This window comes from Xanthobacter flavus, from assembly GCF_017875275.1.
Taxonomy (GTDB): Bacteria; Pseudomonadota; Alphaproteobacteria; order Rhizobiales; family Xanthobacteraceae; genus Xanthobacter; species Xanthobacter flavus_A.
In genome coordinates this window covers 4,726,211-4,739,393 of sequence record NZ_JAGGML010000001.1, presented here as the reverse complement: position 1 = coordinate 4,739,393, position 13,183 = coordinate 4,726,211, and the positions used below count along the sequence as shown (strand labels likewise).

Genomic DNA, 13,183 nt, shown 5'->3' with positions numbered 1-13,183 from the left:
AGATGGGCGCGGATCGCGGCGGGCCGCCCACGCTGGAGCGGGCCTGGGAACTCTACCACGCTGGCGACAGGGCGGGTGCCGAAGCGGTGGCGCGGGCCATCGTCCGGCGCGCGGTGCTCGGCCAGCAGGCGGCGACCGCCGAGGCGGCGCACCTCGTCGGGGTCATCCTCGCGCAGACAGGCCGCACGCAAGACGCCGTGAGCTTCATGGCGCTTGCGGCCGAGACCGATCCCGGACGCGCCTCCTACCACAGCAATCTGTGCGAGATGCGCCGCCAGACCGGCGACCGGGCGGGCGCCATTGCCGCCGGGCGCGCCGCGGTGGCGGCGGATGCGGCCTATGCCGCCGGTCACAATAACCTGGGCATCGCCCTGTTCGAGACCGGCGCGCTGGAGGAGTCCATCGCCTGCTATGAGCGGGCCATCGCGCTGCGCCCCGCCTTTGCCGAGGCCCACAACAATCTCGGCAATGCCCTGCGCGCCCAAAGCCGTCCGGGCGAGGCCATCGCCGCCTTCCGCGCCGCCCTCGCCCACCGCGGGCATTATCCGGAGGCCTGGAACAACATCGGCAACGTGCTGCGCGAGCAGGGCGACTTCCGCGAGGCCGACGCAGCCCTCCATACGGCCATCGCCCAGCGGCGGGACTATGTGGAGCCCTACAATTCGCTCGCCCTCTCCCTGTTCGCGCAGGAGCGGAGCGAGGAGGCCTTCGCGGTGCTGGCCCTCGCCATTTCCGCGGCGCCGGAGCGGCCGGAACCGGCCTTCTATCTGGCTCAGGGCCTGCTGAACGAGCGCAAGGCGGAAGGCGCGCGCTCGGCGTGCCAGCGTGCGCTCCGGGCCAATCCGCACCATGTGCCGACCCTCGTCCTCCTCGCCCGCATCCTGCGCGATCTGGAACGCGGGCCGGAGGCCATGGACGCCGCCCGCCGCGCGCTTGCGCTTGCCCCGGACGATCTCGACGCCCTGAACGTGCTCGGCCTGCTGCTGATGGAGACCGGCGACCTGCGCGGCGCCTGCGCCCTGTTCGAGCGGGCGCTGGCGAAGGATCCCGCCTCCCTCAACAGCCGCGTGAACCTCGTCGCCGCGCGCAAGGTGCGGCCGGAGGAAGACATGGTGGCGGCGCTGGAGACGGCGCTGTCGCGCGAGACCGGCGTAGTGGAGCGCATCCCGCTCCACTACGCGCTCGGCAAGGCCTATGACGACCTCGGCCGCCACGCCGAGGCCATGGACCAGTTCATCGCCGGCGCGAAGCTCAAGCGCGCGCAGGTGACCTATGACGAGCCCGCCGCGCTCGCCACCTTCGAGCGCATCCGCGCCATCTTCACCCGTTCCTTCATCGCCGAGCGGGCGGGGATGGGGACTGCCGAGGCCCGGCCCATCTTCATCGTCGGCATGCCGCGCTCGGGCAGCACGCTGGTGGAGCAGATTCTCGCCAGCCATCCCGCCATCCAGGGCGGCGGCGAGATGGACCTGTTCCACCGCGCTGTGAATCGCATCGACCAGGCCTTCGGCGGCATGGTCCACTATCCCGAGCTGATGCACCTCATGGAGCGGCCGGAGATGGGGGAGATCTCCTCCGCCTATCTCGATGCCTTGCCCGCCCGCGCCCCCGGCAAGCGGCTGGTGGCGGACAAGATGCTCAACAACTACTTCTATCTCGGCCTCATCCACATCCTGTTTCCGCGTGCGGTCATCATCCATTGCCGGCGCGATCCGGTGGACACCGCCATCTCCTGCTTCTCCAAGCTGTTCCGCGACGACCTGCCGTACAGCTACGATTTCGCCGAGCTTGCCCGTCACCATCACGCCTATGCCGGCCTGATGGCACACTGGGGCGCGGTGCTGCCGGAAGGCACGATCCTTCCCATGGACTACGAGGCGGTGGTGGCCGACATCGAGGCCGCCGCCCGCAGTCTCATCTCCGCGTGCGGGGAAGACTGGGACCCGGCCTGCCTGAAGTTTCACGAGACCGAGCGGCCGGTGCGCACCGCCAGCATCACCCAGGTGCGCGAGCCGCTCTATGCCTCCTCGGTCGGACGCTGGCGCCGCTACGGCCCCGCCATCCAGCCGCTGCTGGAGGCGCTGGGGCGCTGATGCTCACCTTTTGTGCCGGCTGAGCAGGCGCATCTGCATCCGCGCGAGGAGGCCGGAGGCGACCCCCTGCAGCCGCGCGATGGCTGCGAGCTGCGCCGTCGGCGCGGACAGGAACCCGCCGCGCTCGGCGGTGCGGATGAGATGGGCGGCGACCACCTCGGGCGGCAGCGGCCGGCCGGAACCGGCGAAAGGCGCGATGGCCGCCGGGCGCAGCGGGCGCTCATAGGCGAGCTGCGGCGTGTCTGTATCCGGCGGCACCGCCACCGTCACGCTTACACCCGAGGCGGAAAGCTCGATGCGGAGCGCCTCGGCGAATCCCCGAACCGCGAACTTCGACGCGCAATAGCCCGCGTAGCCCGCCACCCCGAAGAGGCCGGCGGCCGAAGCGACCATCGCCACATGCCCCCGCCCCGCCGCCAGCATGGACGGCACGGCGGCGCGCACGAGATTCGCCGTGCCGAGGAAGTTGGTCTCCATCTGGTCGCGGGTGGCGGTTTCGCCCTGCTCCAGGAAGAATCCGGGCTCCACGATGCCGGCGCTCGCCACAACCCAGAGAGGCGGGCCATGCCTGAAAGTCAGCGTTTCGACGACGGCCCGGCATGCCTCCGCGTCACGCACGTCGAGGATGCAGGTGACGACTTCGATACCGTCAGCCTCCAGCGCCGCCCGGGCTTGCGCGAGGCGCTGCTGATCGCGGGCAAGGAGGGCAATGCGGTATCCCTTTGCGCCGAGAATTCTTGCAGCGCACAAACCGATGCCGCTCGATCCGCCGCTGATGATGGCGAGGGGGGCGCCGGGGCGATCGATCGATGCTGCGACACCGTGTTTCAACCCCTCCTCCTGCCTTTCGAGATTATTAAAATACCGTCCCCACGTTCCGCGGATGGTATGATCGAGCCGGCGATACCACGTAAAGGCGCGCGACGACTGCGGTATTTTGGCGGACAACGCTGACGTGTTGCAACACGGCAACGCTCCCTTAAACGTTGTGTGGCTAGGTCGCTGTGAACGGTGCCAGGATGTATAACAGCCCTGCTCCTCCAGCGGCGGGACCGTAGCGCGTCAATGTTGTCTGCAAAGAAGATCCTCGTGTCCCTGCTGCTCGCAGCCGCAACCAGCGGGTGCACGGCGCTTCCGTCTTCTGGCCCGTCGCGGGTCGAGATCGAGATGACGCAGCCCACGGACGACCAGCGCTACCTGCTGGTCGACGTGGACGATCGCACCCTCTCCCTTCTGGCGCAGGAGCGCCCCGCCTCCTTTGGCGGCCGCTTCGGCGACTACCGCCCCCCCACCCGCTACGTGGTGGGCGTGGGCGACGTCATCTCCGTCACCATCTGGGAGGCGGCGGCCGGCGGCCTGTTCTCCGGTCCGGTCATCGACCGGCTGGGCACCGGCTCGCGCAGCGCCGCCATCCCCGAGCAGCAGGTGTCGCAGGACGGCTCCATCACCGTTCCCTATGCCGGGCGCATCCAGGTGGCCGGGCGCACCACCGCGCAGATCGAGTCGGCCGTGGTCGAGAAGCTGAGCGGCAAGGCCATCGAGCCGCAGGTGGTGGTGGTGGTGACGCGCAGCGTCAGCAATGCCGCCACCGTGCTCGGCGAGGCGACCTCCGGCGCGATCGTCCCGCTCTCCCCGCGCGGCGACCGCGTGCTGGACGTGATTGCGGCAGCCGGCGGCATCAAGATTGCCGCCCATGAGGTGTTCGTGCGCCTCAGCCGCAGCGGCACCACCGTGACCGTGCCCATGCAGACCCTGCTCAACGATCCCAAGGAGGACGTCTACGTCCGCCCGCTGGACAAGATCGTGCTGATCCGCGACCCGCAGACCTACACGGTGTTCGGCGCCGCCGGGAACCCGACCATCGTGCCGTTCGACGCGGTCGGCATCACGCTGGAAGAAGGGGTCGCGCGCGTCGGCGGCCTCATCGATTCCCGCGCCGATCCCTCCGGCGTCTATCTCATGCGCATCGAGCCCGTGCGCTTCGCCAACCGCCTGCGGCCGGACGCCCAGCCGCTGGAGAGCAACGGCTACGTGCGCGTGATCTACCGCTGGAACATGCGCGACCCGAATTTCGTCTTCCTCGCCCGCGGCTTCAATATCCGCAACAAGGACGCGATCTACGTGGCCAATGCGCCGCTGGCCGACCTGCAGAAGGTCACCTCGCTGTTCAACTCCGTCGCGCAGCCCGTGGTCAGCACGGCCGCGGTCGCGCAATAGGGCCGGCATGACCGCCCCGGCGCAGGCGACCCGGGACAACGGATCGACCCGCGCGCGGGGCGGCAGGACCACCGCCGCCCCCGACAGGGTCACTCAGGAGCCAGCCGTGGCCCAGGAACCCGCCGTCGCCGCATCCCCGGCCGTCGCGCGGATCCAGCGCTTCCTGCCGCTTCCGCTGCTGCGCGGCGTCGGCGCGGCCATCTCCCGTCGCCGGGCCGCGTTGCGGAACGAGGCGCAGGCCACCCTCGCCGAAGGACGCCGCGCCCGTCTCACCCGCACGGAACTCGCCCTTGGCAGCTTCGGGCTGCTGGTGCTGCTGCCGGCGGTCGCGAGCCTGCTCTATCTCACCTTCGTCGCCGCCCCCCAGTTCCGCTCCGAGGCGCGCCTCGTGGTGCGCGGCAATCTGGAAACCGTCTCCAATGCCTCGGCCACCCCCGCGGCCAATGGCATACCGCAGGTGGCCAACACCCAGGAGGCGCGGGTCGTCGTGGACTACCTGCGCAGCCGCGCCATGGTGGACGCGCTCCAGGAGCAGCTCGACCTGAAGCGCATCTTCGGCATCTCCGATCGCGACCCGGTGTTCGCCCTGTCGCCGGAGGCCAGCACGGAAGACCTCGTCACCTACTGGAACCGGCAGGTGAGCGTCAGCCTCGAGCAGATGTCGGGCGTCATCAAGGTGCAGGTCTATGCCTTCAGCCCGCAGAGCTCGGCCCTGCTCGCTGCCGCCGTGGTGCGCCAGGCCGAGCAGGTGACCAACGATCTCACCGCCCGCAACCGCAGCGACCGCGTGGTGGAGGCCGAGGCGGAGGAGCGCGCGGCATTCACGGAGCTGGCGGTGGTGCGCACCGGGCTCGAAGCCTTCCGCAACAGTCAGGGCACGCTGGACCCGACCAAGAGCGCCAGCGACGCCTTCGCCGTCATCTCCAAGCTGCGCGACCAGCGCTCGGCCCTGAACACGGACCTCAACGCCGCCCGCGCCCGGCTCGACGAGGATTCGCCCGTGATACGGGCGCTGAAGGAGCGGCTGCGCTCGCTGGACGAGAAGATCGCCGCGCTCGACGGCTCCCTCCTCGGCGATGCGGCCTCCTCGGGCTCCAGCGTCAACCTCGTCGCCGGCGCCGAACTGGAAGCGAGCCGCCGCCTCGCCGAGCAGCGGCTCAAGCAGGCCGAGGCCGAACTCATCGAAGCCCGCATGGACCGGGGCCGGCAGCAGGTCTACATCCTCGCCTTCATGGCCCCCACCCTGCCGCACGAGAAGGCCTTCCCCATCCCCGCGCTTCAGGCCGGCGCCCTCTTCGCCATCCTGTTCGCCGCTTGGGCGGTGGTGGCACTTTATGTGGCGAGCGTCTACGCGCGGACGCGGTAGGACGGGCTTTCCGGATCATGAGGCCGGGACCCGCGGCCTATCCGGGGCCGGCCTCTCCCCGGGCCTGGTCCGGCGGACCGGAAGCGACCTGACGGCTGCTCTGACCGACTGACCGCTCGCCGGTGCGCCCTATGGGACGCCTTCCTGGACCCCTTCCTGCGCCGCCTCGTCCGTGGCTTCATCCACCCGGCCGACGGCAGCGGTGACGTCGGAGAAGATGCGTTCGTCCACGGCGAGGAGATCCTGCGCCGCGGGCCACTCGGCCACCTGCTCACGCAGTTCGCCGACCTGCCGCGACCAGGCGAGTTCCGGCAGAGGCGGCAGGTTCAGCTCCATCACCGCGCGCATGGTCTCCCACCAGACGTCCTCATCGCCGGAGAGGCCGACCACGTCCATCTCGGAGAGCGTGTCGAGGGCGTTCTCGACCGCCGAGGTCTCCAGCACGTCGTCGGAGCCGCGACAGGTGAGCAGTCGCGCCATGGGATTGGCGACGAGGCTGCGCTCGAACGGAGAGAGGGTACCGAGCCAGGTCTCGAGATCTGCCATCTCGGCGAGGTCCGCCTTGGCGAGGCTGTCCAGCAGGGGCTTGTAGACATCGCTCAGCACCGACGCAGCGAGGTTCGGGGTCTTCACCGCCCAGCGCAGCACCAGAAGCTCTTCGGCGAGTTCCTCATAGGGATCGCGCAGCAGCACGGTGCACTTGAAGCCGCGGTCGCGCAGCAGTGGCTCATAGGTGCGGAAGAACACCCGCCCCGTGCAGAAGATGGACGGCGTGAAAGCGATGCCGAGGATGGATTTCACCGCCTCCTCGGGGGTGCGCTCCAGCCGCGTGAACGGCATGTGGAAGAGATCCTGCAGCGGCAGGTTCAGTTGCGCCTGCGCCACCACCCGCGTCTCCAGCCGGAACAGCTTCTGGTCCGCCTTCGCCGTCGGTGGACGGCGGCGGTAGATGCGGATGTTGGTGGTCTCGTCGTAAAGCTCGATGTCGATGATGCTGGCGAGATCGGCAATCACATGGTCATCCACCACGAAACCGCAGATGCCGGTCTCGTGCAGGCCCTGTTCGCGCAGCAGCGGCCGCAGCACGGTGGCGGGGATCACCTTGCGCAGTTCACCGCCCACCATCACAGTGACACGCGGCGTGGTGGCAGGATTGTCCGGCATGATCCAGCCGACGATACGGCTGCCGGCGTCTTCGTCGATGCTAAAGAGCACGCCGGCCCTCCTGGTGGTGGTCGCGATGGGGCGCGATCATGGGCGGCGCCTCACCGGCGGTGATCGCGGATGACCGCGATCAGAACCATGACGTTGAGCCAGAAGATGCCCGCCAGCACCAGCACGAACAGGCCGGTGCGCCACCAGCTCGGCTCGGTGGAGGTGGTGGGCAGGCTCGGCGGCACGAACACGTTGACGAAGGCGCTCTGCGCCCGCATCCGTCGCTCCGCCTCCTGCAGACCGGCGACGGCGATGGACTGCATCGTCTCGGCGAAACGCACCTCCATCTCGGCCTCCTCGAAGGCGGCGAGGGCGTTCACCGTGCTCCCCTTGGAGCCACCGGGACCGCCAAGGCTGGCCCGGAAAGCCGCGATCTCTGTGTCGATGGCGCGCACGCGGTCGCGCAGCACGCCCAAAGCGGGGCCATCGGGCGCGGAGAGCTTCTCCAGCGCGCGCATCTCCTTGTCGGCGGAGATGCGCTCCTGCTCCAGCCGCAGGAGGCTCGTGCCGAGCGCCTCGGCCGCCTGCACCGGATCGATCGCGCGCTGGCGGCTACGCCATTCCTGCTGGTGGGCGAGCGCCGCCACATAGCGCGCCTTGGCGCGGTTGAGCTGGTCCGCGGCGCGGGTCACGCTGTCGGCCCGGGAGCGGGAGATGATGTCGTTGAGCAGCACCTCGCCGGCGTGCACGACGCGCTGGGCGATGGTGCGGGCATCCTCGGGCGAGAAGGCGCGCACCCGCAGGAGCACGATTTCGGAGCGGCGGTCCACCGCGGCGGTGACGTGGCGATTCCAGTAGCGCCACACGTCCTCCAGCGTCGCATCGGCGGAGAGCCGCGAAAGCGGATCCAGCCCCGGGCGGGAGAAGAAGGCGCGCAGCCAGCCGTCGGCATCGAGGGCGGCGACGAAGGAACGGCTGGTGACGTAGCTGGCAAGGACGAAGGGAGCCTGCGCCTGGCTGCCCCCGGCCCCGCCGCCGAACAGGCTGGAGAGGCCCTTCATCACCCCGGCCATCGCGCCTTTCGAGCCATCCTCGCCGTCATCGGCCGTGGCCCGGTCGGGCTGGGATTCGCGCACGGCGAGCCGCGCTTCCGAGACATAGATGGGGCTCGCGATCACCCCCGCATAGAAGGCGCAGACCGCAGCCGGCAGCAGCACGCAGGCGACGAAAGAGAAGCGCAGCAGGCGAAACCAGCGCTGCGAGGCCGTCGCGCCGGTTCCGAAGGTGCGCGGCAGCCGCCGCCAGCGCAGCGCCGGCTGCACGAACGGCAGCACCACGAAGGCACGGCTGCGCTCGATCAGAACCCGGATGGGCGGCGCCGACGGCAGGCCCATCGTCACCTCGCTCTCAGGACCACGACATCCTGGAAATCATGCAGCGCGCCGGAGCCGATGGCCACCACGTCGAACAAGTGGCTCCATTCGGCCTGAACATAGGCCGCGCTGATGAAGGTGATGCCGTATTCATAGGCCGTGCTGGTGAGGTGCCCCTCCTGGCGGATGAAGACGTAGCCGCGCCCGCCCTCCATCACCGGCTGCGCAGCGGCAAGCTCGGGCTCCGGGATGGACAGCATCTCGAAGATGCGTTCCTCCGAACGGGCGCGCGCGAAGGCGCGGTCGCCATGGATGGACAGGAACAGGAGCGCGCCAGGGGCGCACACGCGGCGCAGCTCGTGAAGATAGAACAGCTGGTCCTGCTCGTTCAGGTGGCTGAAGACCGAGATGGAGACCACCGCATCGAAGCTGCCGTCCGCCACCGGCAGTGGCGCGCGCGGCACGCTCAGCACCGGCTCCACATGGGCGAGATTCTGCCCGACCCAGTCAAGATGGCGGGCGTCCACATCCATGCCCACGTAGCGACCGGAGAAGCCGTGGAACATGCGCGCCAGCCGCCCGACGCCGACGCCGAAATCCAGCACCGAGCGGAAGCCGGCGAGCGGCACCGGGCTCAGCCCCTGCAGCGCGCGCAGGAAGTCGACGCCGTGGCTGGCGAAATCGCGCGGTGCGGTGAGCCCCGTCGTGTTGTGCATCAGCTCCTCGGGCGGGAACGGCGCGATGGCGCCTTCGGGCGCATCCTCGGCGCGGTTGAGCGCGAGCCAGGCGTCAAAATCCCCGGCGATGCCCGGCGCGACGCTGCCCGGCGCCGCGGCCTGGGCGCGCGCCCCCGCCCCGTCGTCCGCCCGCTCACCCGCTGTCGTGCCGTCGCTCTGCGAACCCGCCATCGTCTCCGCCTCGATGCTCATCACGCCTCTTCCGTCTCCCCGCTCAGTACCCCGACGCCCTCAGGCCGACGCCCTGCCTTGGCGGGCGCGATCATAGAAGGCGACCACATCCTCCACCATATGGCGCGAGGTGCGATCGTATCGCGTGCCGGCGGACAGGGTGCGGGCAAGGCCCGGATCCCGCGCGAAGGCTTCCAGCCTGCCATACAGCGCCTTCACCGAGCCTTTTGTGAACGTGAAGCCGTTGACGCCATTTTCCACGAACTCGCTCATCCCCTCCACGTCGGAGACCAGCACCGGCGTGTGGGTGGCGAGGGCCTGGAGCAGGATCAGCGGGCTGTTCTCCACCCACACGGAGGGGATGACGAGCACGTCGATCTCCGCCAGCACCGCGGCCATCCGCTCCACCGGGAAGGTGCCGCGGAACGCCACCTGAAGCCCGGCCGAGGCCGCGCGGACCTCTGCGGCATAGGCCGGGTCCATCCGCTCGTCGCCATAGATGTCGAGGCTGAAGGCGGCCGGCGCCGACGTCATGGCGTCGAGGAGGAGATGGAGTCCCTTGTGCGGTGCGAGCTGGCCGATGAAGCCGAGGCGCAGCGGCCCGGCGGATCGTTCGGGCTTGGGGGCGCGGTCGATGTCGATGCCGAAGCGGCACAGGTCCAGCGGCACGCGGATGTCCGAGCGGCGATAGCTCTCCAGCATGAAGCGGGTGGGCGTCAGAGCGCCGGCGTAGCCGGCATAGGCGGCGGCGAGGTGCCCCGGCCGCTCCTTGAGGGCGGCGATGGTGCCGCGCCAGTCGGCCGGCGCAAGGCGCGGCGCGCGCGCCACCACCGGCGGCACCACGGCGCGCAGCAGCCCCTGCACGGCCCCCTTGTCCTTGCCGCTGGGGAAGAAGGCGCAGGCGACGCAATTGGCGCGGTCGGCATCCGGCCCGGAGCACAGGCTGCCGTCGGCGGCATCCAGCTTGTTGTTGAAGCAGAAGCCGAAGAAGTCTGTGAAGGTGGCGACCGTGGGCAGGCCGAGCCGCCCCGTCACCTCCAGCAGCGCCGTGGTGTGGTTGATGAGATGGCACACATGCACGATGTCCGGCCGGATGTCCCGCAGGATGCGCTCGTGGATGAAGCGCAGGGCCGGCAGGTGGAAGGTGTCGCGAACGGCGGCATTGGGATGGACGTTGCGGTCGATGCGGATGACCGGGATGTCGTCGAAGCTGTCGCGCTCCACCAGTGCGCCCTGGGCCGGCTCGCCCGGAAAGGTGGCCGTGACCACCACCGGCTCGTGCCCGAGCGCCTTCAGCTCCCGCGCTACGGTGCGAGTATAGCTTTCGGTGCCGTAGAAATGGTCGGGGAAGTAGCAATGGACGTAAAGGGCGACCCGCATTGAACGTCTGCTTCGGTCCTCAGCTCGTTGACGAGCATCTCGATGCCGAGATCGAGATCGATGACGGGGGCCCAGCCAAGCCGCTCGCCGGCGCGGCGGATGTCGAGGACAGAGGCGGGGACGTCGAAGGGACGGGCCGCGATGGGCTCGATGATGATGCGCCGCCCGACCGCTGCCTCGACCTTGGCGATCAGCTCAGACAGGGAATGGCCGGTGCCGGAGGCGATGTTCACAGGGCCGGGCACATTGTGCATCCGTCCGGCGGCGAGCAGCGCGCTCACCACGTCGTCCACATGCACATAGTCGCGCACGGTGGAGCCGTTGCCGAACAGCTTCACCGGGTCGCCGCGCAGGGCAGCGCGGGTGAAGAGGGTGACGGCGCCGAGACCGCCCAGCTCGGTCTGCCCCGCGCCGTAGCAATTGCCGATGCGCAGCGCGATGCCGTCCACCCCGTGCAGGCGGCGGAACTTCTCGAGATAATGCTCCACCATGAGCTTCGAGATGCCGTAGGCGCTGAGCGGCTTGGCCGTGTGATGCTCCGCGACGGGCAGCTGTTCCGGTGCGCCATAGACCGCGCCGCCGGAGGACGCGAAGACGATGCGGATGCCGGGATAGCGGCGCGCGGCTTCCAGCAGGCGCACGCTGCCCACCACATTTTCCAGAATGTCGCGGGCGGGATCGAGACCGGCGCTGGAGGGGATGGTGGACCAGGCGAGGTGATAGACGGTGCTGACGCCGTCGAGCAGGTCATCCCAGCCGGTGAAGGTCGCAAGATCGAGGGCGCGCCAGCGTACGCCACGATGGAAGGGGGCATGATCGAGCCGGCGGGTGGTGGCGATGGTGCCGACCGAACTTTCCGCAAGCCTTTGACACAGACGACGCCCGATGACTCCTGCGCCCCCCACAACCAGTGATGTCATGCCCCGCCGGCGCGAGGCCCTGCCTCCCCGCACCCTCCACCGTGTGAAGTTTACAGAAACGGCCAAGATCAAGTCCCCCCGGCACCTTCCGTTAGGACCTGCCTACCGCCTAAGCTGCTACCCTAGCGCGAACGATCCGGACCCGCCAGTCCGTATCGCACCGCAATATGCAGCAATGTTGGTTAAACTTCAGCGAACAGGCTGGCCCGAGGGAAGCCAGGCATGAGGTCTGTGGGTCGGCCGAGTGCCTGTGCATAAACCTCGGCATAGGCCGCGATCATGGCGCCGAGGCCGAACATCCGCGCCCGTTCGCGATTGTGGGCGCCAACGGCATCGAGCTTCGCGGGGTCGTCCAGGAGGTCGCAGATGATGCCCGCGAGCCCTTCGGACTCCTCGGCCAGCGTCTCCGACGTCCCGAGGATTTCCGGCAAGGCACCGACCTTGAAGCCGGCCACCGCCTGCCCCATGGCCATCGCGAAGGGCGTCACCTGCCCGAAGCTCTCCCGCACCACCGGCGCCACGAATAGCCGGAAGCGGCGATAGAGCGTGGGCAGGTCCGCATAGGGCACGGTGCCGGTGAACTCGAAGTTGTGGAGGACGCCGGCCGCAACAGCCTTGGCGTGGAACACGGGCAGAAGCTCGCCGTCGCCCACCACGATGATCCGTGTCTTGGGCCGGCGCCGCGCAACCGCGATCAGCGGGTCGATGGAAGTCTCGCCGAGCTTGTCCGGATGGAGCCGGTAGACCATGCCGATGCTGTCCGCCGCGTCGCCGATCCAGGGGCCGGGCGTGAAGGCGTCGAGGTCGATGCCGGGATGGACCACGCGGCCGTTGACGATGTCCGGCGCGAAGGCGGCGCGGATATAGTCCGAGACGAAGACATAGGAGGAGATCCGCGCATCGCGCAGCGGCTCCACCGGCGTGTTGACGTTCTCCACCAGCACGGCCGGGGTCGGCCGCGCCGCTTCGAGCGCCGCCTCATACCAGGGCCGGTCGCTGTCGCCCCAATAGTGGATATGCACGATGTCCGGCGCCACCTGCGCCAGAACATGGGCAAAGGCGCTGACAGGGCTGCCAAGGGGCAGGTGGTGGATCACCATGCCCTCGTGCCGGCCCTGAGGCGGCAAGGCGGCGGTCAGCACCTGCATCTCGTAGCGGTGGCCGAGGCGCTCCATGAGGTCCACCACCAACTGCGTGGAGCCCCCCACGAACACGTTGGGGATGATGTGGAGCATGCGCGGGCGCGCCGGCACCGGCGGATGGTGCGGCCGCACGCGGTAGACCACGCCCTTGCGCCCGAACACGAGGCCAGCGAAATCGCGACCGAAGGTGCGGGCGCGACGCACCGGCTGCGCGCGCGCCTTCAGCAGGCCGGCGCCATCGCGTTCCGGCACCATGGCGGTGCGGCCGGCGGCGCGCCACATCTCGGCGAGCGCGCCGACGGACGGGCCGGGCGCCACGATGAGCTCGCGCAGCCGCTCCAGCGGCAGCGGCAGATTGAGGTGGAAGGTGCGCGACGGTTGCCCGGCGGCGATCTGCTCCACCTTGTAGCCGACGAGATTGGCATGGTCCTGAAGCGCCTCCAGCCGGCGGACGATCTCCTCCTGCCCCGCCGCGAGGTTGGCAAGGCTGCTCTCGATCCGGTCGAGGCGGGCGGCAAGGGCGTCATCCCCGTCCGGCACGGGATCGGCTGGGGGCGGACCGGCGACGAACGGACGAGACATCTGCAACGCGAACCTTTTGTTGGGTCATTTCGGGCCATGGTCTGGCC

10 protein-coding genes are annotated in these 13,183 nt (G+C 69.5%); 3 read left to right on the top strand and 7 right to left on the bottom strand.

Features of this window, described 5'->3' with window-relative positions; all coding sequences use genetic code 11:
* The first annotated feature begins 2 nt into the window (after positions 1–2).
* A complete protein-coding gene (locus J2126_RS22250; RefSeq protein ID WP_209488973.1) occupies positions 3–2,093 on the top strand; it encodes a tetratricopeptide repeat-containing sulfotransferase family protein in 2,091 nt (696 codons plus the stop codon).
* Between the two features lie 3 nt (positions 2,094–2,096).
* Here J2126_RS22250 and J2126_RS22245 read toward each other — a convergent pair whose 3' ends face one another.
* Positions 2,097–2,924: an SDR family NAD(P)-dependent oxidoreductase gene (locus tag J2126_RS22245; RefSeq protein ID WP_209488972.1), complete on the bottom strand. Its 828-nt coding sequence runs from the start codon at positions 2,922–2,924 to the stop codon at positions 2,097–2,099.
* A 336-nt stretch (positions 2,925–3,260) separates the two neighbouring features.
* On the opposite strand from J2126_RS22245, the gene J2126_RS22240 reads away from it, so the two are divergent.
* Both J2126_RS22240 and J2126_RS22235 read left to right on the top strand, forming a co-directional pair.
* Positions 3,261–4,310: a polysaccharide biosynthesis/export family protein gene (locus J2126_RS22240; protein ID WP_245327515.1), complete on the top strand. Its 1,050-nt coding sequence runs from the start codon at positions 3,261–3,263 to the stop codon at positions 4,308–4,310.
* 106 nt (positions 4,311–4,416) lie between these two features.
* Positions 4,417–5,676 (top strand): hypothetical protein, encoded by a 1,260-nt coding sequence (locus J2126_RS22235; RefSeq protein WP_209488970.1) that lies wholly within the window; start codon positions 4,417–4,419, stop codon positions 5,674–5,676.
* A gap of 129 nt (positions 5,677–5,805) precedes the next feature.
* Here the strand turns inward: J2126_RS22235 and J2126_RS22230 are convergent, their stop codons facing one another.
* The 6 genes from J2126_RS22230 to J2126_RS22205 form a co-directional block, all read right to left on the bottom strand.
* Entirely contained in the window at positions 5,806–6,891 is a 1,086-nt protein-coding gene (locus J2126_RS22230) for a hypothetical protein (RefSeq protein ID WP_209488969.1), read from the bottom strand.
* A 50-nt stretch (positions 6,892–6,941) separates the two neighbouring features.
* Positions 6,942–8,225: a hypothetical protein gene (locus J2126_RS22225; protein WP_209488968.1), complete on the bottom strand. Its 1,284-nt coding sequence runs from the start codon at positions 8,223–8,225 to the stop codon at positions 6,942–6,944.
* A 2-nt stretch (positions 8,226–8,227) separates the two neighbouring features.
* A complete protein-coding gene (locus J2126_RS22220; RefSeq protein WP_209488967.1) occupies positions 8,228–9,133 on the bottom strand; it encodes a class I SAM-dependent methyltransferase in 906 nt (301 codons plus the stop codon).
* Between the two features lie 39 nt (positions 9,134–9,172).
* Positions 9,173–10,492, bottom strand: coding sequence for a glycosyltransferase family 4 protein (locus J2126_RS22215; protein WP_209488966.1), 1,320 nt, complete (start codon positions 10,490–10,492; stop codon positions 9,173–9,175).
* Entirely contained in the window at positions 10,417–11,412 is a 996-nt protein-coding gene (locus tag J2126_RS22210; RefSeq protein WP_209488965.1) for an NAD-dependent epimerase/dehydratase family protein, read from the bottom strand. Before J2126_RS22210 ends, J2126_RS22215 begins: the two co-directional genes overlap by 76 nt.
* A 182-nt stretch (positions 11,413–11,594) precedes the next feature.
* Positions 11,595–13,136, bottom strand: coding sequence for a glycosyltransferase family 4 protein (locus tag J2126_RS22205; RefSeq protein WP_209488964.1), 1,542 nt, complete (start codon positions 13,134–13,136; stop codon positions 11,595–11,597).
* Positions 13,137–13,183: the final 47 nt, after the last annotated feature.

What these genes read in the sequence shown, in the direction of transcription:
- J2126_RS22250 (WP_209488973.1), top strand. Translation starts at nt 3, where the DNA reads ATGGGCGCGGATCGCGGCGGGCCGCCCACGCTGGAGCGGGCCTGGGAA.
- J2126_RS22240 (WP_245327515.1), top strand. Translation starts at nt 3,261, where the DNA reads ATGACGCAGCCCACGGACGACCAGCGCTACCTGCTGGTCGACGTGGAC.
- J2126_RS22225 (WP_209488968.1), bottom strand. Translation starts at nt 8,225, where the DNA reads ATGGGCCTGCCGTCGGCGCCGCCCATCCGGGTTCTGATCGAGCGCAGC.
- J2126_RS22220 (WP_209488967.1), bottom strand. Translation starts at nt 9,133, where the DNA reads ATGAGCATCGAGGCGGAGACGATGGCGGGTTCGCAGAGCGACGGCACG.
- J2126_RS22215 (WP_209488966.1), bottom strand. Translation starts at nt 10,492, where the DNA reads ATGCGGGTCGCCCTTTACGTCCATTGCTACTTCCCCGACCATTTCTAC.
- J2126_RS22210 (WP_209488965.1), bottom strand. Translation starts at nt 11,412, where the DNA reads ATGACATCACTGGTTGTGGGGGGCGCAGGAGTCATCGGGCGTCGTCTG.
- J2126_RS22205 (WP_209488964.1), bottom strand. Translation starts at nt 13,136, where the DNA reads ATGTCTCGTCCGTTCGTCGCCGGTCCGCCCCCAGCCGATCCCGTGCCG.